This is a genomic window from Fischerella thermalis PCC 7521, assembly GCF_000317225.1.
GTDB classification, from domain to species: Bacteria; Cyanobacteriota; Cyanobacteriia; order Cyanobacteriales; family Nostocaceae; genus Fischerella; species Fischerella thermalis.
Genome location: NZ_AJLL01000023.1, coordinates 80,327 through 106,681, shown reverse-complemented (window position 1 = coordinate 106,681; position 26,355 = coordinate 80,327). Strand labels below are relative to the sequence as shown.

The 26,355-nt window shown below is 38.5% G+C and carries 25 protein-coding genes and 2 pseudogenes; 16 read left to right on the top strand and 11 right to left on the bottom strand.

The window, feature by feature from the left end; translation table 11 throughout:
* Positions 1–8: 8 nt before the first annotated feature.
* The 4 genes from UYK_RS0105675 to UYK_RS0105660 form a co-directional block, all read right to left on the bottom strand.
* Positions 9–371, bottom strand: a complete 363-nt coding sequence (locus tag UYK_RS0105675; RefSeq protein ID WP_016864813.1) for a response regulator transcription factor — start codon at positions 369–371, stop codon at positions 9–11.
* Between the two features lie 285 nt (positions 372–656).
* Entirely contained in the window at positions 657–1,838 is a 1,182-nt protein-coding gene (locus UYK_RS0105670; RefSeq protein WP_016871068.1) for a response regulator, read from the bottom strand.
* Between the two features lie 542 nt (positions 1,839–2,380).
* Complete coding sequence (locus tag UYK_RS0105665; protein WP_016871067.1) at positions 2,381–3,559, bottom strand: response regulator; 1,179 nt, start codon at positions 3,557–3,559, stop codon at positions 2,381–2,383.
* A gap of 587 nt (positions 3,560–4,146) precedes the next feature.
* Positions 4,147–5,634, bottom strand: a complete 1,488-nt coding sequence (locus UYK_RS0105660; RefSeq protein ID WP_009457897.1) for a sensor histidine kinase — start codon at positions 5,632–5,634, stop codon at positions 4,147–4,149.
* A 254-nt stretch (positions 5,635–5,888) separates the two neighbouring features.
* On the opposite strand from UYK_RS0105660, the gene UYK_RS0105655 reads away from it, so the two are divergent.
* Positions 5,889–6,110 (top strand): hypothetical protein, encoded by a 222-nt coding sequence (locus tag UYK_RS0105655; RefSeq protein ID WP_016871066.1) that lies wholly within the window; start codon positions 5,889–5,891, stop codon positions 6,108–6,110.
* Between the two features lie 221 nt (positions 6,111–6,331).
* On the opposite strand, the pseudogene UYK_RS27745 reads toward UYK_RS0105655, so the two are convergent.
* Positions 6,332–6,511 (bottom strand): annotated as a pseudogene (locus UYK_RS27745) (alpha-2-macroglobulin family protein); the annotation flags it as partial.
* A gap of 8 nt (positions 6,512–6,519) precedes the next feature.
* Here UYK_RS27745 and UYK_RS25980 point away from each other — a divergent pair.
* Positions 6,520–6,660, top strand: coding sequence for a hypothetical protein (locus UYK_RS25980; protein ID WP_009457900.1), 141 nt, complete (start codon positions 6,520–6,522; stop codon positions 6,658–6,660).
* A gap of 975 nt (positions 6,661–7,635) precedes the next feature.
* On the opposite strand, the gene UYK_RS0105645 is transcribed toward UYK_RS25980, so the two are convergent.
* Both UYK_RS0105645 and UYK_RS0105635 read right to left on the bottom strand, forming a co-directional pair.
* Positions 7,636–7,836 carry a hypothetical protein gene (locus UYK_RS0105645; protein ID WP_009457906.1) on the bottom strand — a complete coding sequence of 67 codons (201 nt, stop codon included), beginning with the start codon at positions 7,834–7,836 and terminating at the stop codon, positions 7,636–7,638.
* Between the two features lie 290 nt (positions 7,837–8,126).
* Complete coding sequence (locus UYK_RS0105635; protein ID WP_009457908.1) at positions 8,127–8,480, bottom strand: Rieske (2Fe-2S) protein; 354 nt, start codon at positions 8,478–8,480, stop codon at positions 8,127–8,129.
* 213 nt (positions 8,481–8,693) lie between these two features.
* Between UYK_RS0105635 and UYK_RS0105630 the strand changes: the two genes are divergently transcribed.
* On the top strand, positions 8,694–9,599 hold the full coding sequence (locus tag UYK_RS0105630; protein ID WP_016871064.1) for an ATP adenylyltransferase family protein: 906 nt from the start codon (positions 8,694–8,696) through the stop codon (positions 9,597–9,599).
* A 125-nt stretch (positions 9,600–9,724) separates the two neighbouring features.
* On the opposite strand, the gene UYK_RS27135 is transcribed toward UYK_RS0105630, so the two are convergent.
* Positions 9,725–9,853 (bottom strand): YdhR family protein, encoded by a 129-nt coding sequence (locus UYK_RS27135; protein ID WP_235182304.1) that lies wholly within the window; start codon positions 9,851–9,853, stop codon positions 9,725–9,727.
* Between the two features lie 582 nt (positions 9,854–10,435).
* Between UYK_RS27135 and UYK_RS0105620 the strand changes: the two genes are divergently transcribed.
* Positions 10,436–10,753, top strand: a complete 318-nt coding sequence (locus UYK_RS0105620; protein ID WP_009457912.1) for a hypothetical protein — start codon at positions 10,436–10,438, stop codon at positions 10,751–10,753.
* A 270-nt stretch (positions 10,754–11,023) separates the two neighbouring features.
* The gene (locus UYK_RS0105615) at positions 11,024–12,571 is read left to right on the top strand and encodes a phytoene desaturase family protein (protein WP_026086372.1); all 1,548 of its coding nucleotides are present in this window, start codon (positions 11,024–11,026) and stop codon (positions 12,569–12,571) included.
* A 376-nt stretch (positions 12,572–12,947) separates the two neighbouring features.
* On the opposite strand, the gene UYK_RS0105610 is transcribed toward UYK_RS0105615, so the two are convergent.
* Positions 12,948–13,982 carry a hemerythrin domain-containing protein gene (locus UYK_RS0105610; RefSeq protein WP_009457914.1) on the bottom strand — a complete coding sequence of 345 codons (1,035 nt, stop codon included), beginning with the start codon at positions 13,980–13,982 and terminating at the stop codon, positions 12,948–12,950.
* Between the two features lie 266 nt (positions 13,983–14,248).
* Here UYK_RS0105610 and UYK_RS0105605 point away from each other — a divergent pair, with 266 nt between their 5' ends.
* The 3 genes from UYK_RS0105605 to UYK_RS0105595 all read left to right on the top strand — a co-directional run bounded on the left by UYK_RS0105605 (position 14,249) and on the right by UYK_RS0105595 (position 15,608).
* Positions 14,249–14,794, top strand: coding sequence for a DUF2231 domain-containing protein (locus tag UYK_RS0105605; RefSeq protein ID WP_009457918.1), 546 nt, complete (start codon positions 14,249–14,251; stop codon positions 14,792–14,794).
* Between the two features lie 195 nt (positions 14,795–14,989).
* On the top strand, positions 14,990–15,403 hold the full coding sequence (locus UYK_RS0105600; RefSeq protein ID WP_009457921.1) for a ribosomal maturation YjgA family protein: 414 nt from the start codon (positions 14,990–14,992) through the stop codon (positions 15,401–15,403).
* The gene (locus tag UYK_RS0105595; RefSeq protein WP_009457922.1) at positions 15,381–15,608 is read left to right on the top strand and encodes a DUF167 domain-containing protein; all 228 of its coding nucleotides are present in this window, start codon (positions 15,381–15,383) and stop codon (positions 15,606–15,608) included. Before UYK_RS0105600 ends, UYK_RS0105595 begins: the two co-directional genes overlap by 23 nt.
* 245 nt (positions 15,609–15,853) lie before the next feature.
* Here the strand turns inward: UYK_RS0105595 and UYK_RS0105590 are convergent, their stop codons facing one another.
* Positions 15,854–16,474, bottom strand: a complete 621-nt coding sequence (locus UYK_RS0105590) for a glutathione S-transferase family protein (RefSeq protein WP_016871062.1) — start codon at positions 16,472–16,474, stop codon at positions 15,854–15,856.
* A 203-nt stretch (positions 16,475–16,677) separates the two neighbouring features.
* Here UYK_RS0105590 and UYK_RS0105585 point away from each other — a divergent pair, with 203 nt between their 5' ends.
* From UYK_RS0105585 to UYK_RS0105565, 5 genes and pseudogenes are all read left to right on the top strand, one after another.
* On the top strand, positions 16,678–17,352 hold the full coding sequence (locus UYK_RS0105585; protein ID WP_009457925.1) for an SOS response-associated peptidase: 675 nt from the start codon (positions 16,678–16,680) through the stop codon (positions 17,350–17,352).
* Positions 17,353–17,465: 113 nt separating this feature from the next.
* Positions 17,466–17,987, top strand: a complete 522-nt coding sequence (locus UYK_RS0105580; protein WP_009457927.1) for a photosystem I assembly protein Ycf3 — start codon at positions 17,466–17,468, stop codon at positions 17,985–17,987.
* Positions 17,988–18,076: 89 nt separating this feature from the next.
* Positions 18,077–18,367 carry an Asp-tRNA(Asn)/Glu-tRNA(Gln) amidotransferase subunit GatC gene (gene gatC / locus UYK_RS0105575; protein ID WP_009457928.1) on the top strand — a complete coding sequence of 97 codons (291 nt, stop codon included), beginning with the start codon at positions 18,077–18,079 and terminating at the stop codon, positions 18,365–18,367.
* A gap of 143 nt (positions 18,368–18,510) precedes the next feature.
* Positions 18,511–18,855, top strand: a pseudogene (locus tag UYK_RS24060) (glutathione S-transferase C-terminal domain-containing protein); the annotation flags it as partial.
* Between the two features lie 108 nt (positions 18,856–18,963).
* Positions 18,964–20,118, top strand: a complete 1,155-nt coding sequence (locus UYK_RS0105565) for a CapA family protein (protein WP_009457932.1) — start codon at positions 18,964–18,966, stop codon at positions 20,116–20,118.
* 16 nt (positions 20,119–20,134) lie between these two features.
* Here UYK_RS0105565 and UYK_RS0105560 read toward each other — a convergent pair whose 3' ends face one another.
* Complete coding sequence (locus UYK_RS0105560) at positions 20,135–20,383, bottom strand: Nif11-like leader peptide family natural product precursor (protein ID WP_235182303.1); 249 nt, start codon at positions 20,381–20,383, stop codon at positions 20,135–20,137.
* Between the two features lie 1,247 nt (positions 20,384–21,630).
* Between UYK_RS0105560 and UYK_RS0105550 the strand changes: the two genes are divergently transcribed.
* The 3 genes from UYK_RS0105550 (at position 21,631) to UYK_RS0105540 (ending at position 26,204) form a co-directional block, all read left to right on the top strand.
* Positions 21,631–23,898, top strand: coding sequence for an ATP-binding protein (locus UYK_RS0105550; protein ID WP_009457936.1), 2,268 nt, complete (start codon positions 21,631–21,633; stop codon positions 23,896–23,898).
* A gap of 64 nt (positions 23,899–23,962) precedes the next feature.
* Complete coding sequence (locus UYK_RS0105545; RefSeq protein ID WP_009457938.1) at positions 23,963–24,406, top strand: response regulator; 444 nt, start codon at positions 23,963–23,965, stop codon at positions 24,404–24,406.
* Between the two features lie 220 nt (positions 24,407–24,626).
* A complete protein-coding gene (locus tag UYK_RS0105540) occupies positions 24,627–26,204 on the top strand; it encodes a hybrid sensor histidine kinase/response regulator (protein ID WP_016871060.1) in 1,578 nt (525 codons plus the stop codon).
* Positions 26,205–26,355: the final 151 nt, after the last annotated feature.

Below are 26,355 nucleotides of genomic sequence, written 5' to 3'. Positions count from 1 at the left end.
CTTGCCGATCACTTAATTAATTGCTTCACTGTAACCACAAGCTCATCTTGATTGATTGGTTTACTGAGATAAGCATCACCGCCTAACATATTGCCCCATAACTTATCAACTTCGCTATTTTTCGTAGAACAAAAAATTACAGGAATTTTATTTGTGGCAGGGTTACTTTTAATTTCTCGACATATCTCAAAACCACTTTTACCTGGTAAGATTACATCGAGAAAAATTAAATCTGGCTGACTTTGTAACAGCTTTTCTTCTGCTTCTTCACTACTTTTTGCTTTAATAACGGAATATCCAGCTTGTTGTAAGCAATTACAAATTAGTTCTAAATCAGTTAATCCATCTTCTACAACTAAAACAGTATTCATAGCAAAATCAAATCTTTTTTGCAAAAAGATCAATAACATGTATTAGCAACAGTTTGGAGATATTATAGTAGGGTGATAGGAAAAAATATTTATCATATCTCCACTGATTTTTTTATTCTGAGATATTTGTTGTTAAATAGGTTCAGTATCAATACGTATAATTTATAAAGTTTACATTTTTTAATACAGATAATAATCTATTTTATTCAGATATCCTAATTAAGTATTTTCCTAGATTCAAAATTATGAATAACTTCTTGAATTGATATTTAACACATAACCAATTTATAACTTACTAAGATTAGCAAAAGACTGCACTGGCAAATATTTGTTTAGCATAGCCATAACTTGATCAACTACAATTGGCTTATTGAGAAAATCTGTAGAGCCTACGACTTTAGCGCGAGTTCTGTCAAAAATTCCATTGCTACCAGTTAAAATAATTATTGGCGTCTTAGCAAAAAAAGAAATTTTTCTTAATTGAGCGCAAATTTCATAACCACTAGTGTATGGCATTATTAAATCTAAAAAAATTAAATCTGGCTTTTGCTCAATTAAATTAACTAAAGCTTGTGTAGAGTCTTGAATATGAATAAATCTCAAACCATGATCAATAATAATTTTTCCCAATGTCTGACCTAATTGTGGACTATCATCTACATAAGCAACTAGTTGATTTCTCTTTGGTATTAGATATTTATCTACAGATGTTGCAGCGTTATTAGATAAATTTAAGTACCAGTCTTTAACTTCTTTTAGTTGAATTTTTCCTTGGTTTATATGTGGTGATAAATAAAGAGTAATAGGCAAAATATTTTGTTTTGTTTTTATTGCAATATCATACAAAGTATAGTTACCATTAAGCAAATTTATAAAACTTTTGTATGCACTTTGACTAACTTGGTGTTGCAGTTGTTCTGGTTGATTTAGGGAAGGTGCTAAATTAGGAGAAATTGCTGCTAAACCCGCTTTTGCCCAATTCTGCCATAATTGATATGTGCGACGCAAAATAATTTCTGTGTTTGTAAGAATAATCGGTGCATCTAAAACAATTTCTGAACAGCGATCGCAGAATACGTGGGTACAATGTGCCTCTTGGATGATATCAAATAATATTTCTGTAACGGTATTCTCTACAATTGTATTTATTTGTGACCATTCTATTTTTTGCATTTGATGTAAGGTTCTCAATAACTGGTAATCCCAGTTATTGATTGATAGATTTTGCCAACGCCATTGTAGACTCTGTAAATCAACTTGTGGAAAATTTTGAGCCATATGTCTGCGAAAGCGCCGATGGGGGTGAACACCACCTGTTCCCCAAATAATACTTCCTTGATGATAGTAAATACGAAATTTCTGAAGATAACTAGTTGTAATATCTAATGTGCCACTATAGAGCGTCTGATTAAAGTGTAAGAATTCCAATAGTAAATTCTTCACATTCATCTGTTGAGGAAAATTCATTTTTACTTTCTCCTAAGTATATGTATGTTGTATTACATCAGAATTATTGATAACAAAAATAAGGTAATTTATAGTTGCTTTCTCTAGCTTATACAAATTTTTGGATGTAGATTATTGATATATAAAATGTTTTCAAAAATAGAAAGTTTTGGGAAATTTATTCACACCTCTAACTCTGTCATACCGTACCTGAACTACAACAACCTAAGCCTAATCAGCCTTGTAAATTTAGTAGTTCTAGCTTATTATGTTTTACACAGAAAAGTTATATTTGTTTATAATTTGATTATTGCAATTGTGTTAAAAAATATATATCCGTAGAACTTCTGATTTTTCAATCTAACTCTATTGTTACAGCTATGAGCTACTAGTAGTTATCTAGGTAATTTTATTTAAAAAATACTATGCAAACATTGATTTGCCCTAATAGCAAAAATTTTAGTATTTAGTTAAATAATTGCGGATAAATAAAAATTATATCTCCAAATTTTTCTAGCTTTTATACTTTTTTCTGTAGTAAATCATTTACATCACCAGAATAATTAATTGATTGCAGGATGTAGATATTTGCGTATTAAAGCCATAGTTTTATCAACGGTAATAGGTTTGGAAATAAATTCTGTTGCACCTATTACCCTAGTACGAATTCTGTCTAAAAGACCATCTTGGCTGGTAAGAATAATAATTGGTGTGTTTGTAAAGGTAGAAATACGTCGTATTTGTGTACACATTTCATAACCATTAATTACTGGCATGATCAGATCTAAAAATATTAAATCTGGTTTATTTTGAATTAAATTAGGTAATGCTTGAATAGGGTCTTGAATTTTAAGACATCTAAAGCCATTTGGTACCAGCATTTGCTCTAGCATTTGACAAACTTGTGGACTATCATCTATGCAGGCTACAAGTGGGCGTTTTGGCACATTTGGTGTAGATGATGAAACATTTTTGCCATGAATTAGTTGCAACATCGGTAGATCAGGAACTTCTACAAGTTCTATCACACCTTTAAGGATAAAGGGTAGTAGAGAACGTGTAACTGGTAAAACATTTTGTTTAAGTTTGATTGCTAAATCACGTAATGTATGCTTACCTGTCATTAAAGAAATAAACTTCTGATATATTTGGGGGCTAACTTGTTGTTGTAGCTCCTCTGGTTGGCATACTATTGGTGCTAAATTAGGAGAAAATTTTGCTAAACCTGCTGCTAACCAAGCTTGCCATAATTGTTGTACTTCCTGCAAAGCCATCTGTACATTTGTAAAACTCATTGGTGAATTTAAAATAATTTGCTGTTGGCGTTCATAGTCAATTTCACCATATTTTGCTTCTTGTATTAAATCAAACAGCAATTCGTTAATAGTGCTTTCAGTAATGGTGTTAATCTGTTCTCTGTTGATTTTCTGTTGAGAATACAAAGTTTCTAGGACACAATAATCCCAATAATCTATTGATAAATTAATTAATTGCGATCGCACTTGTGTAATATCAATTTGTGGACAATATTGTGCCATTAGTCTACGCCAACGCCGGAAAGGATGAGAACCCCCAGTTGCCCATACAATCCTACCTAAACGATAGTAAAAAGTATAGACTTGTCCCTTAACTATTTTGATTTTTAATTCACCGTTATATTGTAATTTTATGCAATTGTTAAATTCGCAAATCAGTTGTGAGAAATTACTTTTTTCTATAAAACTCATCATTTTACTATCCATTGTTTTAATATAGAGTTATTAAACAATTACTAGACACAAAATTACCTTTGATTCATTAATAAATATGAATCAAAAATAAGTTTATTTTAATTAAAAACTGTTTATTTTACTTAATTTTATGATGGATATTTTGTCTCATCTTTTGACTAGATTTATAGAGTCAGCCGTTACTTGAAGATGAACTATAGTCGAGTACAATTTATTATATTATTCAATTATTACAACTGTAATAACAGTAAAAATACTGTATTTTTTTATCACTTGCTTAACAAAAGTATTTATTTGCAAGGGTTTTTGCCAAAAACTTGGAAGAATCTTCAGCTTTCAACCGTTGTATAAAAATATTATATTTCTTTTTCAGTCTAATTGCATACTTACCTAGCGATCGCTTAATGTTGCAGATTCTGCCTAATTCTACCCGTGTGAGGAAGGTACATAGAACTGCAGAGAAAGCGGGATGATTTTATTTTCTCTTTTAGTTGAAAAACTTAATTCTTGGCGCTCTTGGCGGTTCATCATTCATCTCCATTTTATGCAACGCCCATAATTAATGTGCGATCGCAGATATTTACAAATTTTAACGCCTCTTATACTTTTGAATGTTGAATTTTGAACTTTGAATTCCCTTGCTTTTCCGATCCTTCTAAAGGTAAGAAGACTGTTAAAACCTCTCCATAACGAGGACGCTCACGCACAATCAATTTGCCACCAATAGCCTGAAATAAATGCTTAGTGGCATTGAGATTCAAGCTGATTGTACCTGTTTCTGGTTGGAACATCAGTAACTGACCAAGAGCCTTGCGAATTGGTGGTGTACAGTTCGATACAAACGCTGCGTCATTATCCCCCACCAGAGGCAGTAATTGCAACTTTAGTTGATCGCCAGCAGGAATAACCTGTACTTGAATATGGCTACCCGCAGGTAAATTACGGGTGAAATTTTCTATTAAACCTGTGAGAACCCGGTCGAGCATGGTAGGATTGCTAACTACAGTCGGCAAATCCTGGGGTAAAACTACATCCAACTTCAAGTTACGCCGACTAGCTGCTTCTTGCCAACGGGGAATACTCGCCTGTAACACCTGCTCCAGACTCATTGCTGTCAGTTGATGGCTTGTAGCTTTATCTGTAGCAGATGTTTCTAGTTCGGCTGCTCTAAACAGCAATTCCATCCTGTCTATCTGCTCGGTACACTCACGATCAATAACTTTCAATCGCTTAATGACATTGGCAGGTAAATCGCGCTGTTTCAGCAATAGTCTAGTGATAGTGCGAATAGTTGTCAAAGGAGTACGGACTTCATGAGCAAAAGCTTGCAGCATTTCCACATCAGGATTTGGTGATGCAGAGTAACAGGAATTCATCTCAGCTTTTTGTTCCTGCTCAAGCGATCCCTCTATTGCTTCCCTTGTTCCTAGACCCCAGTCCCTTGTCCCTTCTTGCTCCGGTAATTCCGCTAGCAACAATTGGCTAAACTGCATGACTGTGCGATAATCAGGTGCAGTAGGGTAATAGTTCTGTACTGTCTCCTCAAGTTCAGCAAACAAATCAGGATTACTCAACATTACCCGTGCGCTCAATGCTCGCCACGCCTGCTGCACCACCTCTGAATCAAAGGAAAATAAAAAGGTTTTTTGACCGTTTTCTTCTGCTAAAACTAGAACTAATCTAAATTTTTTCGTAAAAATCAGACAAAACTGCTCTTTTGCTAACGGATCTGTTTTTAGCAAAGGTAAAATTGACTTATTAAAGATAGTTGCTTCTGCTGCGATCGCAACTTCCTGATCTGACATCTGAAATGGCATTAATGCCAAATGATTAAAGGGTTCTGCTGTAAAAGCTATTGACTGCAACTTTTGAGTCAACTTAGGATCATCAAACACAGGTGCTGGCGCAGCTAAAACCAATCCTTGCGTTACATCTCCGTCAAGCGTTAAGGTATCTAACAGCAATTGTTGTGTAGCCGCCACGCATAAGCGCCACTGTTGTTGAGCCTTTGTAGATGAACAAGAACCCATAGTTGATTGACTATCGGCTAATACTTCGCTCAGACTAGGCAAGATCCATTTGTACACAGGTATTCACCCCTTAGTTCAACAGCGACATCCAGCGTTTAAGGCAGAGTTTTCACTACTTTTTCACTGTTACTTACGAGGTTATCGATCTTTGTGCAATGGTGAAAGTCGTATAACCGAACAATAGAGGCGCAATTTCCGTTGATGTTATTTGTAGTGGTTGATTGTTGATTGTTGGTTGTTACTTATTCTTTAAACGGCGTTGCTGAATCAAAATATGAATTTACAATTTACGGGTGTGACCAGACGTAGCAATGGGTACAGACGTAGCAATGGGTACAGACGTAGCAATGGGTACAGACGTAGCAATGGGTACAGACGTAGCAATGGGTACAGACGTAGCAATGGGTACAGACGTAGCAATGGGTACAGACGTAGCAATGGGTACAGACGTAGCAATGGGTACAGACGTAGCAATGGGTACAGACGTAGCAATGGGTACAGACGTAGCAATGCTACGTCTCTACAAAATGTAGACAAACACCATTCATGACCAAATTCAGCAATCTCCTTTAAACTATTTACTCCCCCCATCACCCCATCACCCCACCTCCCCACCTCCAAATAACCTTTCTGTTGATAAATAAACTGCGATCGCACCTTAAAATGGGAACAACAAACAGAACGACGAGGACAACGCCTTGTGGTAGAAAATTTGCTCAAGGCGCGTTTTGGTGAACTCAATGATCAGCTTTAGCTATTTCTCCTCCAACACTAACGTAGACTCCGCCACCCGTGCAAACTCCTCTGGCGCATATTGCAGGTGCGCTTCCGCACCAGGATAGCTGAAAGTAACGGGTATCACAGAAAGCACTAAGTAATGCAAATTATAAACCCCAGGTTCCAAGTGATCTGCATAAGCAACAATGCGATCGCGATTAGCATATGCGTCTAGGTAACTGGACTTTGGAAGTTAAAAATGGCGATATGACTGACAGGGTAACTTTTCAAGTGGAGTTAGCTAAGACAACACCCATGCGTCGAGGCTTTTCTGTCGTTAATTCTCAGAGGTCGAGCGATCGCTAGTAATCTATAATCTTTTATGCCAGAAAAACGTTATTTTCCTCACAAACTCAAGTTTATTTAATCGTTTTTCCGGAAACAGACGTTCAACAACGGATGATATACATTGAGGATGAAGATTCTCAGCTCATGCACATCTGTAGGTATAACCCTGTTGTTAGACACAGTGACATCACAATCTGCCTCAATTTTCATAGCTAAGGTACATGCGTGAATTTAAGTAGAGTATTGACTATTGATTTTGAGATTTATTTAGTTAAAATTACTGTTTTCTCTAAAAAACTAAGGTGATTACAATAACAACTACACAAACTGACATAAACACAAAAGCACCCAAATCCACAAGGAAAAAACAGTCTTTTCGGAACGTGGATATTGGTACTCCTTTAAAACCAGTACGCCAGCGCCAGAAAAAGCAGGAATATGAAACACTTAGCGACTGGTCACATGCTAGTTAAGATGTTGGTAAATGGTTGTTGACCGTTGGTGGTTGGAACGAACAACAAACAATATCTCAAACAATATCTAATTAATATGCAGGTGTTGCAGTGGTGGCTAACCACAAACTTAACACCAAAATGACCAGGCTAATTTTAACAATCAAGTAAATGATGTTATCAGGTATGGGAATATCGTACATCACTTTCACCCCCTTTCCTGCACACGACTCTCAAGAGCTCGTAGTGATGACTAAATTCTTCCTATGAACTCTTGAAAACTTGTATATTTATATTCTCTACTCAAATTGAATTGAGCAAGATATGAAGTAATACTTAGTAAATATTTTTAACAGATTTACACATAATCAAGCAACCTAATGCCCACTAGCTATATAACTTAATCAATATTTTTATCCATACAATAACGAACACAAAGGGTGATAGCACAGCTGCATAGGCGCTAAGCGGCTTGTCGTTAGACATCGCTCGGCGTAGAACCTGATTTATACTAGTTATTTACAACTCAACAAAATGGACATTACCTGATTTCTGAGTAACTCTCATACCTATCAGAGTTGGTATAAGGTTCCACGTTGGGATCAGCATAAGGTTCAGGATTGGGATCTACATAGGGTTCCACATTCGGATCAGCATAAGGTTCACTATCAGGGTTTGTATAGGGATCTATATTAGGATCTTCGTAAGGTTCTATATTGTAATTGCGACCTGAGATATTCATATGCTTAAATCTGAGTCTATGCCGTCTTTGAGCATGAAACTATGAGTTTAATCACACTAAAACTCAAAAAATTACGTAAAAGTTTTACTAACACACTATTATTTGACAGTGAGGGTTTATTGGCATCTATCAATAGGCTGTTTTTTCACTTTTTGAAGAAGGCAGATCTAGTAATCCCCACTGCTTTTTTAATAAAAATATTATGATGTTTGGGCGATCGCCACAACAAATTTGCATTCTACTTTGCTCAGGCGATCGCTTGATATGCAAGCAAGTATGAGATACAGCAGTTATTCTGCTACATCAACCCAGATACTTCCATCCTCCACACGCACAGGATAAACTGGGAGTGTTTTCTCTTGTGATACTACACTCATTGCCTTACTAACAACAGGGGGCCATGTAATCCAGTCTTTGACTTCACCAGTGCAGAGATCAAAAGCACTACGATGCCAAGGACAAACAATTGCCCCATCTACAATTTTACCCTTTTTCAGAGACAACTTTAGATGAGGACAAGCATTGTCTACTGCATAAACTTGACCTTCATGATTCAGCAACAGGATTTTCCGGCTACCAACTTTTACTACTTCTCGCGCACCAGGGAAAAGTGTATCAGCTGCTAGAACTTTCGTCCAACTCATAGATTCTCCTCTCTTTAGCATTCTGCTTTTATAGTTTCCCGCAATTGTGACCAAAATGTAGTTGATTGTTGATTGTTGGTGGTTGGTTGGTGGTTAATGGTTGATAATAATTTCTCTACTTTCCCACTCCCCATCACCCCATCACCCCACCTCCCCACAAACCCCCGGCGAACATAATATAAAATTTTGTTGGTATAACTTAGACCTTAACAAATGGCACAGGGAAAAATATTACTGCCAGCTGGCACATTCTGGACAAGAATTAAACAGCAGACTGAACATGCTCTTGCTACTAATGCTTTGGTTTCAATCCCGACAGAATCGGAATTTATCGAGCAAAACGGTGTTTGCTTTTTGGTACGGATTGTGTCTAGCCTAGCTCGTAAGGATGAACTCAAGCAGAAACAAGAAAAACAAAACAATTCCTCTGCCAAAGATTTTAATCCTTTTCTTCCCTACGAACAGGATCTATTTGTTGCAGATATTTCTGATACCCACGTGTGTATTTTAAATAAATACAACGTTGCTAAATATCACTTGCTATTGATTACCCGTGCCTTTGAAGAACAAGAAAGTTTACTGACTTTAGCAGATTTTGCCGCTATGTGGGCGTGCATGGCTGAATTTGATGGGTTAGCATTTTATAATTCTGGTAAGATTGCTGGTGCTAGTCAGCGACACAAACACTTGCAACTTGTACCATTACCACTGACACCTACAGCAGGATTGCAGCTACCAATTGCACCTCTGATCAAATTTGCACAATTTCATAACTCGATCGCAACTCTACCAGGATTTGATTTTGTACATGCTTTTGCACCGCTAAATTCTCTGTGGCAGAAGTCGCCATTTACAGCTGCTCAAGTAACGTTAGAGTATTATCATACTCTACTAAAGGCAGTAGGCTTAGGAGAAAAACAATCGAAAGCTTACAATCTTTTGGTAACACGAGAATGGATGCTGCTCGTACCGAGGTCGCAAGAATGTTTTGCATCTATACCAGTCAACTCACTAGGATTTGCTGGGACTTTTTTTGTGCGAAACGAGCAACAAATGCAGACTCTCAAACAACACGGACCGATGAATGTGCTGAAAAATGTCGCTGTACCGATTAACTAGCGATCGCCTATGATGAAAAAGTTGGCCAATTCAGCTTTTCTCCAGTAATTTGAGTCAACGATTCATTGACATCAAATTGCTAAAGATTTTAAACGTGTTATATGTTCTGTGAGGAATGCATCTAGTTAAGATACATCCTCAAACAAATAAATTCCTCCCGTTTCTCCATCATTAGAATTTTCTATCCATATTTTCCACAACAAACCTGGAGTTTCGGAAAGTTTGTGCCCCAGTTCCGAATATGCTTGCGTCATTTCCCCAAGGCCCATTAAAAGGGAAATTAATCTGCAAAAGCTTAAACCCATAGTTAATCACCTTTTTACTTCATCGGTGTCCATCTGTGTGCATCTGTGTTCGTTTTCTCAAATATCTAAGTGCCTATGCAAATTATGGCGTCGCAGAGAAAGCGGGATGATTTTATTTTCTCTTTTAGTTGAAAAACTTAATTCTTGGCGCTCTTGGCGTCTATGGCGGTTCATCATTCATCTCCATTTTATGCAACACCCAAATTATTTCATTCAAATCGACTCCAAAGCTTATTAATTTGCAAGTCACGATGAAATTAATTTTGCCAGCTACTTACACCCAATTGCAAACCGCTATAATTTTGCTAAGCAAGAAATTGTAATCCATACTTACTGACAGCAACTTCAATCGCCTTTTCAATGTCATGGTAATTCTCCTGTGGGTGCGATCGCTTCACTTCTAACCGAGGGACACAAAGCTTAGTGTTCCTTGGTTAGTTATTTGGTAGTACATAGGTATACAGATAGGAACATGACAAGAAAAATGCTATAAGTCAAAATAATAATAAGCTTTAATCAGGAGGCAGTGCCATGTCTGGTTTAATGCAAATCATTAGAAACTTCTTTATTCGCCTAGAAGGTCTTTTATATCAGTTCTTTAGTTTGATGAGAAACATCTTTTCTCAAATATTTGGTTTTTTGGCTAGGATATTCGGGTTCTCCAATCCTGGCTATTTCTTAGAAAGCGACGACGCCAACACCATCAAATCATCTCAGAGCCAGAAAGTTAGTGAACCTAAATCAAAGATTACGCCAGAACCTACAATCACAGCTCGTCGCCGTCCCGACCCCAAGATGGATTATTTTCGTAAAATGGCCCAAGAGGTAAATAAAGCCCCTCAAAGATGAGTGTAAAGGTGTGGAGGTATAGAAGAAAATCAAATTCACGCTTACATCCTCATTCCCTCACATCCCTAGTAATCAAGTAACCTCCACGAACTGCATACACTAGGGTGAAAAATTTTGGGCGTTGCATAAAATCGGGATGGATTCTTGAACCGCGTTAAACGCGAAGTGCGCGAAGAAGTTAAATTTTTTCGTTTACAACAATTCAAAAACATCTTGCTTTCTCTGCAACGCACCCCTTTTTCAAATAAAATAATAGACTTCCGATGTCTAATGGACATTGCAGATATAGTTGTTATTGGTAGCGGGATTGGTGGTTTGAGTTGTGCAGCATTGCTAGCACGATATGGCTTTGATGTCATCGTTTGTGAGAGCCATTCTATCGCTGGTGGTGCTGCTCATGCTTTTGAGCGTCATGGATTCAAGTTTGACTCTGGACCATCCCTTTATTCTGGACTATCTTACAAACCCTCTGCCAACCCCCTGCGACAAGTACTAGATGCGATCGCAGAGGATTTAACATGGGTGACATACGATACATGGGGTTGTTGTCTCCCAGAAGGAGATTTTGACACCACCGTCGGCGATGACCAATTTTTTGAAGTTCTTTCCCAACTGCGTGGTCAGGATGCTGTAGCTGAATGGCGTCATCTGCAACGTATAATGGAACCCCTAGCTAAGGCAGCTGTAGCAATTCCCCCAGCAGCAGTGCGCTATGATTTGGGTGCAACAATCACAGTGGGTCAATTTGCATTATCTATGGCGCGCCATGGGCCTAATATCACCAAATTGACCAGGGCTTTTAGCCAAATCATAGATGGTGTTGTTCGTGATCCTTTTATTCGTAACTGGCTAGATTTGCTTTGTTTTCTGCTTTCTGGAATACCAGCAAATGGAACTAGTGCCGCAGAGATGGCATTTATGTTTGCAGATTGGTATCGACCAGGTGTGGTACTGGATTATCCAGTGGGTGGTAGTGGTGCGATTGTAGATGCACTGGTACGAGGACTGCAACGATATGGCGGTCAGTTAATACTCAATGCTCATGTCGAACAAGTGCTTGTAGAAAATAACCGTGCTACAGGTGTGCGTTTGCGTCATGGCAAGGTGATCCGGGCGCGTCGGGCTGTCATATCTAATGCATCGGTATGGGATACACTGAAATTATTGCCCAAAACAGCTTTGCCAAAATCGTTTCAACAACGAGCCAACACACCAGAATGTGATAGCTTTATGCATCTACATCTAGGTATTGATGCCCAAGAACTGCGCCCTAATTTGGCTTGTCATCATATCATAGTCAACGATTGGGAAAGAGGTGTTACCGCCGAGCAAAACGTTGTTTTGGTATCGATTCCATCTATTTTAGACCCATCGCTCGCACCCCCAGGAAAGCATGTGATTCACGCCTACACTCCTGGTAATGAACCGTATGCATTGTGGCAGGGAATGAACAGAAACAGCCAAGAATATCAGCAACAAAAGCAAAAACGCGCAGAGGTGATGTGGAAAGCCTTAGAACGAATTATTCCCGATGTGCGATCGCGTTGTAATGTTACTCTTGTGGGTACACCCCTCACCCACGAACGATTTTTACGCCGTCACCGAGGTTCCTATGGCCCAGCCATCCCAGCCGGAAAAGGTTTCTTTCCTGGTTCCACTACACCTCTAAAAGGGCTGCTATGTTGTGGAGATTCGACATTTCCTGGTATTGGTCTACCAGCAGTTGCCGCTAGCGGTATGATTACTGCCAATACACTTGCACCTGTTAGTAAGCATTTACAAATGCTTCAGGATATTGGTTATGTTATGTCCGCTTGAATACTTGTATTATTAGTTGAGATCGGTAATGGGTAATTGGTTATTTTTTAGCCATACCCAATGTTCAAGCTTTATATCGTAAGCAATTAGCCAGCTTTGATATTATTGGTCTTTTTTTATTTTCAAATAAAAAGCTGTAGGGGTATGGCTATACACCCCTACAAAACATAGTGATCCAAAGTGATATCAAGTTCGGTTAATTGCTTACAATTTTACGCTTCGGTGTTGGTCATTGGTTTTTCCGATTACCCTTCGGGTTCGCTACTTTGCCATCTCGACAGAAGCCAAGACGGCAAGAAGTAGTCTCACCAATTACCCATTACCTATTACCAGCCCACAGGACAGTATAAGTATTTAAGCGAACATGATATGTTAACTACTTAGCTGCTTTCTCTTGGATTCTTTGCTTAGCAGCTTTGAATTGGGTAGCTAATTGCTCACTTTCATCGCTACTCAAGTTATTGCGAATAGCAGCAAACATTGTGCTTTCTTCTTGACGAATGTGGTCGCCGACAACATCCATGAGCTGTCTAATTTTATCTTTGAATTGAGAAGAAGAGGGATCAATAGCTTTAATTTCCTCTAATCTCCGCTTCATATCGGCTTGTTCGTCATACAATTCTTGAGTTTCACTTGCACCGTAGAAAGAACGCACTCTTGGGTAGACTACTTCTTCTTCAGCTACAGCATGAGCGGTCAAGTCTTTGTAAATTTGACCGAAGTATTCTTGGATTTTTTGAGGATTATTACTTGCCAATAATTCAGTGAACAAGGTGTTAACTTTGTTGTGATCCAAGCGAATAACATCTTGGATGTTCATATCGCTTTTATCACTACTTTGGGTAACAGCACTACCTACAACACCGCTTAATGCTGCCATAGCATCTTGTACGCGTCCCCAAATGCCTTGGTCTGCGTCTTGTCCAGTGAGTTCACGAACACCTAAGATTTCCAAGATACCTTTGAGTTGTTCTTGGTGAGCGCGGTTCTCAAAGTTAACAGTATTTAAAGGCCCAATCGCCATCATCACATCCGCACCAACTTTTTGTGCTGCTTTGTGAATTGTCAAGCCGGACATTACTTGTTGATGCTTTAATAATTCATGCTGAAATACTTTTTCATACAAGCTTAATTCAGAGCCTTGCATCAATTGCCGAACCTTATTAATCATTTCTGTAAATGTTTTTTCTGGCTCGGCTTGAATGCCATATTGCACATTAACTGTTTCCAGAACGCCCTTATTTTTGCGATCATCTTCGAGCATTTTCCGGAAGTGATCGGCAATTTCGTTATCGTTAATTTCCTTTAAAAACTGTTCTTCATTTTGAATTAGCAACTCTTGAATTGTTTTCATATCCGCCAGTTTCATGGCAATAGCAGAACGCTTAGCATCATCCAGAGCGACAACCATTTTGTATTCCCCTCTAAAATAAATTTGTCTCCTTACTTTTCTTAGGTTACATAAAGGTTTCAGGGAGTACCATCTTTCTTTTGAACGATAACCTCAAAACCAAGGAGATAAAAATTTCATTTTTAGGATAATTTTAAAAAGAAAAATATATCTATACATTGAGATAGATAACTACGAAAACTATACCTCCACCGCCAGATAGATAAAATTCCTTTTTCACTTTTCTAGATTGACTCAAGGATAGTTGAACTGGAGATTGATTCGTAATGTCTGAAACTCAAGAAAGAAGCTCTACACCCTATCCTAATATTCCAGCCTTTTTGGAAAGTGACGATAGAGAATTTCGTGACACTGGTGTACCTAGTACTGTAGCAGTTGCAGGTCATCCCATCCATCCTATTCTTGTACAATTCCCAATTGCTTTTCTTGTAGGGGCCTTGTTAACTGATGCAGTCTTCTGGTTCACAGATGATAGTTTTTGGGCAAGGGGTTCTTTTTGGTTAATCGCTGCTGGCTTGGTGGGTGGTGTAGCAGCAGCCCTAACCGGGCTTATGGACTTTTTAAGAATCGGACGAGTCCGTAAGCGTACTGCTGGTTGGGCGCACTTAATCCTGAACGTGAGTGCTTTGGTGCTGACGATTATCAACCTAGTATTACGTTGGAATAACCCCATATCTGCTGTACTACCTTGGGGACTCGTAATCTCAGTACTTGTAGCTACACTTCTTGGCATTTCCGGTTGGTACGGCGGTGAATTAGTATACCGACATAAAATTTCTGTGATTGGCAACGGGAATCCAAACCAACCTTAAGTGCAGCTTTGCCTAAAATCATACCGTTTTTAAACGCACAGGGACGTAGAGTCAACACAAAGGAACGTAGAGTTTCTGTGCCTACATCCATTTTTTTCATAGGAGGGGCTAAAAAAAATTAAGAATTGTAAAGTTTATATTTTTAATTTTCAATTTTTAATTTTTAATTGACTTGTCCCGAACCCTGAGAAAAGCGTGTCAAAAAAAACACAAGACCTCTATATAATAATTTCTTTGCTCATCGTTACAGGGATTGGCTTTTTATTTAAAAACTATACTGGTTTTGCTCAAAAATGGTTCAATGATTATGGGGCTGCTGTTTTCTACGAAATATTTTGGTGCTTGTTTGCATTTTTATTTTTACGGAGTTCAAAAGCTACTATTCAAATTCCCTTATGGGTCTTTATCATTACCTGTATATTAGAGTTTCTACAACTATGGCATCCTCCTTTTTTAGAGCAAATTCGCGCTACTTTGGTAGGTAAACTACTTCTAGGTACAACCTTTGCTTGGTGGGATTTTCCTCATTACGTAGTAGGCTGTTTTTTAGGTTGGTTGTGGCTGCGACAATTACAAGGAAAGAGTTATGCAAATAAAGGTCAAAGTTAAACCAAACTCAAAGATGCAAAAAATAGAAGAAGCTGCCGATCGCAGTCTGATTGTTTATTTAAAATCACCACCTGTTGATGGTAAAGCAAATGAAGAATTAATAAAAGTTTTATCTGAAAATTTTCATGTCCCACAATCTAGGATTAGAATTAAGTCTGGGTTATCATCAAGACAAAAACTAATTGAAATAGACACTGATTTATAAAGCCACATAACATTCAAACAAAATTAAGCAAGAATCAGAATCGGTGAAAAATTTCAATGAGAGAATGGGAGTAAACCAAACATAGCTTTATAAGCTCGGCAATACCCGCTATGGTTGACATTCACCAGATATGATGCTTATCACAACAACCCAATAAACGATTAAAACTACTCTGAAATACAACAAACTCGTTTTCTCTGCTGATGCTAGAAAACGAGTTGGTAGATGCAAATTATATGAACAAATCAATGCTGTAATTCTTCTTTAATTGAGATATATCTTGGTTGTGCTTTTACTCTTTCAATCCATGCTTGGATAGCAGGAAATTGTTTCAAATCGTATCCACCTTCATCAGCTACATGAGTGTAAGCAAACAATGCAATATCTGCAATAGTATAACGTTCGCCAACAAAAAAGTTATGACTCTGTAAATGATTTTCCATCAGTTTTAAGGCTGCATAACCAGATTCACGTTTTTGCTCTATGGCTTCCTTGTATTCTTCTGCTTTACCTAGTATAGAAATCCAAAATCTTAATGGCTCAATAAAAGGCTTGAGGCTACACTGTTCAAAAAACAACCATTGCATTACTTGCGCTCGTAAAAAGCGGTCATAAGGTAAAAATTCTGTGCCTTCACTCAAATAAACTAATATGGCATTTGATTCTGCCAAATATTTATCTGGTTTCACCTCCAATAATGGAATTTTACCATTCGGATTTTTACTTAAAAACTCTGGTGTTCGGGTCTCATTTTTCAAGATATTCACCTCTACCCTCTCAAATGGCATACCAATTTGTGATAATAAAAGACGTATCTTGTAGCCATTTCCTGAAGGTAAAAAATCGTACAATCTTAGCGTTTCCATGCCAATATATTGTGAGATGAAGGTTTTGATTATTTATGATGCAGCAAAATACAATGGTTTTTCAAAAAAACTAATAAACAGAATAAAATTTTTATAAATGCCGCAATTCTAGACGAAATAAATTCTCTGAAAAACAAATTTTATTTAAGTATTATTTTTATCATTGAAATGTTTAATTCGAGTCAGTCATTAAGGATCAAACAATGTGTGGAAGATTTACTTTAAGCGTATTTCCAGAAGTTTTAACCCAAATATTTGAGGTCGAAAAAATTCCTGATTTCAAGCCGCAATATAACATTGCACCTACGCAAATGGTTTTGGTGGTTTTGTATAATTCTGAAGGTAATAAGCGCGAAATTCAGCGATTACGTTGGGGTTTAATACCCTCATGGGCGAAAGATCAGAGCATGGGAGCAAGGCTGATCAATGCTAGAGCAGAAACCGTAGCCGAAAAACCAGCGTTTCGTCGTGCTTTCAAGCGCCAACGCTGTTTAGTGGTAGCAGATGGCTTTTACGAATGGCAACAACAAGACGGTAAAAAACAGCCATATTATTTTCGTCTGTCGAATGGAAAACCTTTTAGTTTTGCAGGATTATGGGAGGAATGGCAATCTCCAGAACAAGAACGAATAAAATCTTGTACAATTTTGACAACCCAAGCTAACGAATTACTGCAAATGGTTCATGATCGTATGCCAGTAATTCTCCAACAGGAAAGTTATGATTTATGGCTCGATCCCCAAGTTCATGACGTGGAATTGCTACAACCACTACTGCACCCCTACCCATCAGAAGCGATGACTAGCTATCCTGTAACAACCTTGGTGAACAGCCCTAAAAATAATAGCGCTGAGTGCATTACCCCAGTCAAAATTTGAGTCTAATCAATAGTCACACAACCGACAACTGACAACTGACAACTGATAACTGTTAAATTAGCTAATAGTTAAAAAAAGCCCAGCCAGTAGCCCAACCTCAATAGAGGCGTCCTATGCCAAGAACTCAGAAAAACGATAATTTTATCGATAAATCTTTTACAGTCATGGCAGATCTGATCCTGAAGATTTTGCCGGCTAACAAAAGAGCCAAAGAAGCCTTTGTTTATTACAGAGATGGAATGTCGGCGCAGTCAGAAGGAGAATACGCCGAAGCTTTAGATAACTATAAACAAGCCTTAGAACTAGAAGATGATTCCCTCGATCGCGGTTACATACTCTACAACATGGGATTAATCTACGCTAGTAACGGCGAACACGAAAAGGCTCTAGAGTTATATCACCAAGCACTGGAGTACAATCCCCGCTTACCACAAGCCTTAAATAACATTGCGGTAATTTACCACTATTTGGGTGAAAAAGCCAAAGAAGCAGGAGACGAAGACGGTGGCGAAGCACTGTTTGACAAAGCTGCTGATTATTGGATCAGAGCCATTCGCCTTGCTCCCAACAACTACATTGAAGCCCAAAACTGGCTAAAAACCACAGGCAGAATGCAAATTGATGTATTCTTTTAGTCCAGGGTCAATTGTCAATTGTCCAGAGTTTTTACAAATGACCATTGACCATTGACCATTGACCATTGACCATTGACCATTGACTATCTATGCTTGATCGCGAACAAGTCCGTAAAGTAGCCCATCTTGCTCGTTTAGAATTGACACCAGAAGAGGAAGAGCAATTCACTACCCAACTGGCAAGCATTCTAGATTACTTTGAGCAACTCAGTGAATTGGATGTTAGTGATGTACCACCCACAACACGGGCTATTGATGTTAGCAACGTGACACGCCCTGACGATCTACAACCTTACAGCGATCGCGAAGCTATTCTTCAGAGTGCGCCAGAACAAGAAGGCGAATTTTTCAAAGTCCCGAAAATTCTCAATGAAGAATAGGTTGATGGTTGGTTGTTGATGGCTAATTGTTGGTGGTTTAGGATAATTTCCTACCAACAAAAAACTCACAACAAACAACAAACAACCACCAGCACACATCCATCAAAGGAGGATAACTATGGGTTTGGGAATTCTCAAGGGATGCTCTTGAGCATTGGGAAAAAATCTTAGGGGAGCAACGCTATCTATGTGGGGAGCAAATTACCGAAGCAGACTGGTGTATGTTCACAACTTTGTATCGCTTTGACCCAGTTTATTATGTGCATTTCAAATGCAACTTGCGCCGGATTGTAGATTATCCTAACTTGTGGAATTATCTCAAAGACTTGTACCAACAACCTGGTGTCAAGCAGACTTGTAACTTAGACCACATCAAGCGACATTATTACCGCAGTCATCCCAAAGTTAACCCGACTCGGATTGTTCCGAAAGGATTACTGATTGATTTTGATGCTCCCCATCATCGCGATCGCCTGTTTGCAAAATAAATCAAAATTCCCATTAATTCAGCTAAATTTGCCATATTGCACCAGCATTGCTACCGACACGCTCTAACTTATGGAGTAGACTAATCTCATGGTGTGAGGAGTGGGAATATGGCTAATCCACGACCAGGGGTAAAATTACTTTCTTTGGCTTTTGTTGGTGTATGTTTTTGTGTAGGCATTAGTATAGGATTGAGCATCCGCTCGAAGCGATCCCAAGCCACAGATACGAACAGCCTACCTAGTGAAATTGTCCCTGAGTCGAACTCACCTCCACTGATTAAAGAGCCTAGTTACATAGACACTATTACCATTCAAGCAGTAGGAGATGTGATTCCTGGTACAAATTTTCCTAACAACAGATTACCACGCGATCGCAACCAATTAATCCCAAAGTCGGTAAGGACACACCTCAAAAAAGCTGATATCTTATTTGGTAACTTTGAAACCAGTTTAACAAAGTATCCCTACACTACCAAAGACATCAGTCGTAGACAGGTGTTTGCATTTCGCTCTCCACCTTCCTATGCTCAGTTATTTGCTGACGTCGGCTTTGATGTATTCAATATAGCTAACAATCATGCGATGGATTTTGGTTTAGTGGGATTTGCAGATACGATCAAGAATCTCTCTGCGGTTGGTATCAAAACACTAGGTCATAAAAATCAAATACTTTTGCTGCAAGCTAAAAATATTCCAGTTGCAATGATCGGGTTTGCACCCTATGAACGTTACAACTCGATTCACGATTTCCAAACAGCCAAAGCCCTTGTACAACAAGCCAGAAAACGTGCAGATGTAGTAATTGTATCAATGCACGCAGGAGCAGAGGGAACAAAAGCATTGCGAGTGAAAAATCGGACAGAAACTTTTTACGGGGAAAATCGCGGTAATGTGGTAAAGTTTGCTAGGACAATGATTGATGCTGGAGCAGATGTAGTGCTTGGTCATGGTCCACATGTTCCCAGAGCCATAGAAGTTTATCAAGGAAAACTGATTGCTTACTCTTTAGGAAATTTTTTAGGATATCGAACTTTATCTACACAAGCCGAGACTGGTTACTCAATGATTTTAGAAGTTAAGTTAAATTCTCAAGGGGATTTAGTAGGAAGTAAAATTATTCCTGTACATATGGATCGGCAGGGAATTCCCCATCTTGATAAGCAATTACGAACTGTAAAACTTGTACGCAACTTGATTGCAAAAGATTTTCCCAAAACACCAGTTAAGATTGATAAAAAAGGAGAAATTACAGTCACAAATTAAATTCATTCTTCATCCTTCACCCTTCACACTTTCCCTGAATTTCAGATACCTGAGATTCTGAATCTTCCATTACTAAGCCAGTAGCTTTTTGCCATTCATCAACAGTGAAATTATAGCCTTGTTGTTGCGCCATTTTTACAAAAGTTTCTAGGTCTGATGCCGAATTAAGTATTTCCCTTAAATTAGGATTAGTTTGAGCAGCTCTAAATAGTCTAATAACTTCTTGTTTGGACATAGCTCTTCTAAGATTTCTAAATTTAGTCATTAGTAAATAGAATTTGTAAGTGAGGTGCAAAAATTTGAAGAAAATATATATCGGGATAGGCAGTATTGTTTTATATGCCTACTCCAAGCTCTAAAATTTAAAATTAGTATAAGTTTTTCATTTGCTAAGTAGGTCGGTGTTGAAAATTGTCGTTATGACAAGGCAGGAGGCAGAGAGCAGCTATGCTGAAGGGAAGAGCTTTTTGGGCAACTTTACTTTCCGTTACATAGTTCGGTTTTTTTGCACCGTTCTACTTAATCAATTCCTAATTATTTTGTTCTTACACCCAATCAAGGTGTTTATTAATTTTTTGTATATTTATCAATAAACACGCTCCTTCGGCACAACAGCCATGGTTCTGCATAGTAAAAGCAGCATTTAGAATGATATTGCTACCTGCTTGTAGAGTCAAAGTAGCTGTACGATTAGTTTGGGTTGTTAATTGTGTGCTGTCCACATTCACTAGTACGGTAGATTGTGAAATTATTTGTAGATTCAGTATCACCTTGAGGACAGATATAATGATTACTCAGTTAACCGTTATTTTACTGAAAATAATCGACTATATGTGTCAAAATATTTAATGATAATCATGTAATTTTTTTTGAATATCTCTACTTTACGCCATAATGGTTTGATTGTCTACAGTATTAGTCCATGATAATACTGAGAATATATAAAATTTAAGTTAAAAATATAACAATTTATTGAGCGCAAGAGTGTAGTTATGGAAATTAGGTAGGACAATCACAATCAGAGGTGCAGATGATCGTGATCGCAATAGCATGACATTCGTTTATTCAATCTGTTGAAAGAGGGAATTTGTTTTGCTCACAGAGCCAATAATCTGTAATTTTTTCAACTGTGTTGGTACAGAAAACAAGCCCTTTGGTGGTGGGTAAAAAAACCTCAAAAATTTTCCCGAATTTTGGTCTTTTCACCTTTGTGTCTTAGAGCCTTGGTGGTAAAAAATTATTTTATTAAACACCAAGACACTAAGACACCAAGAAAAATAGCACAGAAAACCTAGACTGTTTGTTATTTTACGGTTTCAAACTCAAATCTGTAGGCGATCGCGACTTCATCGTTATCATATATATCCAAAGCTTATTTATTCTATTTAGATTTCTATCTATCCAAAATCTTTAAAAAATATTAAAATAGAGAAAAATTGTTTATATTGGGGTAGAGAAAATGCCAACCCCAAAAATGTAGTTTCACAAACACTGTATTCAAAATCTCATTATTTGGAGTTGCTCTCAAACAGTCACAACGAACTCACTCTTAACCCTGGATCAATCCAGCCTCATGGTGTACTACTAGCGCTGAGTACCCAGTTGGAGATACTACAGGTTAGCAGCAATACTCAAGACTATCTGGGTAAACAACCAGAGGAGTTGCTGGGTCAACCCCTCAGTTATCTAATTGATGCTTTGGATTTAGAAGCGATCGCTCAACTTCCAACAGAAGAAATTGATACTCTCAATTACCTGAAGCTATCAGTCTGTACAAAGGAAGGTAAGCGAGAATTTGATGCTTTTGTGCATCGCGTAGGTGACAAAATTATTCTGGAGTTAGAATTAACAGAATCGCCAGCCCAAGTAAATTTCTTCAACATCCACGCCTTAATTAAAAGAGCGATCGCCAAACTTAAATGCACAAATAACCTGATAGATTTCTTACAACTTGCAGCCCAACAAGTACGCGAAATTACAGGGTTTGATCGAGTCATGGTCTACCAATTTGACCACCAAGGGGCGGGGGAAGTAATTGCTGAAGCAAAAACACAAGAGTTGTCACCTTATTTGGGACTTCATTATCCAGCCACAGATATCCCAGAACCAGCTAGGGAGTTATACAGACGTAATTCGTTACGACTTATACCCAGATTCAATGCTCAGCCTGCGGAATTGATTGCTACCACAGATGATACTCCCCTGGATTTGAGTCTATCTGTGCTGCGGAGTGTTCATCCTTGTTGTGTGGAATTTCATCAAAATATGGGTGTAGCAGCTTTGATGGTTATTCCGTTAATTAAGAATGGTAACCTGTGGGGATTAATTTCCTGTCATCATCAAACTCCCAAATATGTGCCTTATGAAATCCGAAGTGGGTGTGAATTTTTAGGACAGATTGTGTCCTCGGAGTTAGCTAATAAAGTTATTCAGGAGGAAGTGGATTATAAAGCCAGATTAGAATCTCTGCGGTCTGGTGTTGTAGAATCTATTTCCCAAGCAGATAATTTAAAAGATGCATTAATCCAGCCTGAACCCCGTTTGTTAGGTCTTGTCGGTGCGACAGGGGCGGCGGTTTGTCTGGATGGTGAAATTTCCCTAGTGGGGACAACACCGGATTTAGAGGACGTGCGATCGCTAATTACCTGGGCAGATACTCAGGTGAACGACAATATATTTTGTACTGATTCTCTGCCAAAGCTTTACCCAGAAGCTGAGACATTTAAAGACATCGCCAGTGGTCTGTTGCTGTTGCGGATTTCTAAATTAAGACACTATTACATTCTCTGGTTTCGCCCCGAAGTCATTCGCACAGTTACCTGGGCTGGTAATCCTCATGAATCCATCCAGGTTCACTCAGATGGTAGTGTCACCCTTTGTCCCAGAAAATCCTTTGAACAATGGCAGGAAATTGTCAGATTGACATCTGCACCTTGGCAAGAATGTGAAATTGATAGCGCCTTGAGTTTGCGAAATGCGATCGTTGGGATTGTCCTCAAAAAAGCAGAAGAATTAGCCAAGATTAACCAAGAGTTAGAACGCAGTAACCGCGAATTAGCTTCCTTTGCCTATGCAGCTTCCCATGACCTCAAAGAACCGTTGCGCGGTATATATAATTACTCTGTTATTCTCCTTGAAGATTATGCATCCGCACTCGATGAAGATGCTACAGAGTTTTTACAGACTGTGATTTCCTTATCGATACGTATGGAAGCCTTGATTAATGGTTTGCTACGACTGTCGCAATTAGGACAAGCAGCACTACAATTACAAGCGGTTAATTTAAATGAATTGCTTGATCAAGTTATAAATGTCTTTCATGCTAGCCGTCAACAACATAATCTCGAACTTCGCATTCCCAGACCTCTACCCACAATTCGGTGTGACCCAGTTCTGATGAACGAGGTCTTTAGTAACCTCATCACTAATGCTTTTAAATACAACGATAAAGCAGAACGATGGGTAGAGATTGGGTATTTGGATCAACATTGGGGACAGGGAGGACAAGGGGGACAAGGAAGTAATTTTTCTACTGTATCTTCTCCCGATTCCCACTCCCCAATCACTTTCTACGTACGAGATAACGGTATTGGCATTCCACCCCATCACCACCAAACCATCTTCAAACTTTTCAAACGGCTGCATACTCAAGAAAAATACGGCGGTGGTACAGGTGCAGGACTTGCTATTGCCAAGAAAATAGTTGAACGCCACGGTGGTCAAATTTGGGTAGAGTCTACCCCAGGCGAAGGATCAACGTTTTACTTGACACTGGAATAAGTTAAGATATATTAAAAAAACTTTCATTTTTAATAAACAATACATTTTTAACATAACTTCACTGATGGCAACGAAACTTAACGAACCACTATTGGTTGTTGAGGACAGCAACGAAGATTTTCGGATGCTTCAGCGCTTGATGCGGCGCATGGCTGTCCAAAACCCCATACATCGCTGTACTAGTGGGGATGAAGTTTTAGACTACCTATATCAAGAAGGAAAAAACCCCGATGGCTCATCCCGACCTTCTGTAATTTTACTAGACCTGAATCTACCAGGTATTGATGGTCGTGATATCTTAGAGCAACTTAAGCAAGACCAAAGTTTTAAAGAAATTCCCATAGTAATCTTTACCACTTCATCTAACCCCAAAGATATTGAATTTTGTTATCAAAAGGGGGCAAATGGCTATCTCGTCAAGCCAATGGATGTCCAAGAACTGCAAAAGACCATTCAAGCGTTTGTGGATTATTGGTTGGAAGTGAATGTTCCGCCAGCTTCTGGGTGATGGGGAGTGTGGGGAGTGTGGGGAGTGTGGGGAGTGTGAGGGGTGTGAGGGGTGTGTAGACGCGCTCATAGGCTTCCCGTAGGGTGGAGTAGTGAATAACTAACTACTCCACCAACAATCAACATTTGTATTTTTTTTACAATTTTTTTAGTTTTTCTTAATGTTTTCGTAATTTATGACAATCTTGAGGAAGAGTATTAGACCTCTGCCCCATTTTCTTATGCCGAATGCCTGGAAGCTACTCATCATTGATGATTGTGCAACGGATCGGAAAATCTATCGTCGCTTTCTTTTGAAAGATCCTCACCACTATTACCAAATTCTGGAGGCAGACTCAGCAGAAGTTGGGCTTGGCTTGTGTCAACACATGGCCTGTGATCTGATTTTGCTAGATTTTTGCTTACCAGATATGAGCGGAATCGAATTTTTAGATGAGCTGAGACAGAAAACCTTTGGTTCTTCCGTACCCGTGATTATGCTTACCGGGCGTGGTGATGAAGAGATTGCTGTGCAAGCGATGAAAAGGGGTGTCCAAGATTATCTAGTTAAGCAACACTTGAAAGCGGATGTATTGCAGCTAGCAGTTCGTAATGTGATCAAGCAATTATGTCTGCAAACTCAGTTACAAAGGACTCAGGAACGACAGCGCTTGATTGCTACTATGTTGCTACGCATTCGTCAGTCTCTTGATTTGGAGGAAATTTTATACACGGCTGTTAGGGAAGTACAGCAATTGCTCAAGTGCGATCGCGTCATGGTATGTCAGTCACATCCAAAAATTGATGATCAACAAACTTGGCAAAATCACACTACAGACCAAAATTTATTATGTTATTGGGCTGGCTCAGATGATTGCAATTTAAACCTGTTAGAACCATTAGATAGTAAAGCAAATCTGGTGGTTCCCATTACTTTAAGTCAAAAAGAAGTAGTATCAAAACCTTGGGGCTTTTTGATTGCTCACCAGTGTACAGGAAAACGCGAGTGGCAATCTGACGAACTAGAAATACTTTATGAAGTATCTGTGCAGTTAGCGATCGCAATTCAACAAGCAGAATTACTAGCACAGACAAAAGCTGCTCTAGAAAAAGAAAAACAGCTCAACGCATTTAAATCTCAAATCGTCGCGACTATTTCCCATGAGTACCGCACACCGTTGGCTTCAATTTTAGCTGCTGCATCTACACTCAAGCAACATGGCGATCATTTAGATGAATTTAAAAAACAAAAGTTTCTACACATCATTGAGCAAAAATCACGACACATGTCCAAACTGATAGATGACATGCTTGTGATGAATCAATTTGAACTCAATAAAACTAAATTTAAAACTACTCCCCTCGACTTAGAGCAATTTTTCTCTGTTCTGATTAGCGAACAGCAACAATTCTTTGGCGATCGCCACGAATTTATTTTTAAGAGTGGTGGAAATCATAAAGGCTTCTCGGGCGATCAAGGACTGTTAAGGCTTATTTTCAGTAATTTGATTTCTAATGCAATCAAATATTCTCCCGAAGGAGGTAAAGTCGAGCTGCACTTGATGGGTCAAGAGTCTAAAATTGTATTTTGTATTCAAGACCAAGGTATAGGCATACCAATAGAAGATCAAACCAACCTGTTTCAACCATTCTGTCGTGGAAGTAACGTGGACACGATTCCTGGAACAGGTCTAGGATTGGCAATTACAAAAGCTTGCGTAGAATTACATGGTGGTAAAATTACCTTAGAAAGCCAACCCAATCAAGGCACTAAAGTTACAGTGTGTCTACCAAAACAACATATACAAGAAAGTAGTTGATTGTTGGTTGATGGTTGTTGGTGATTGTAACAGACGTGCCATGGCAAGTCCGGTACATTGTTTAGTAGTTAGTGTTTAGTAGTTAGTAGTTATTCATATCAAGTCCGGCTAATTACTTACGATATGGTTGGTCTTGTAGGTAACAGGTAAT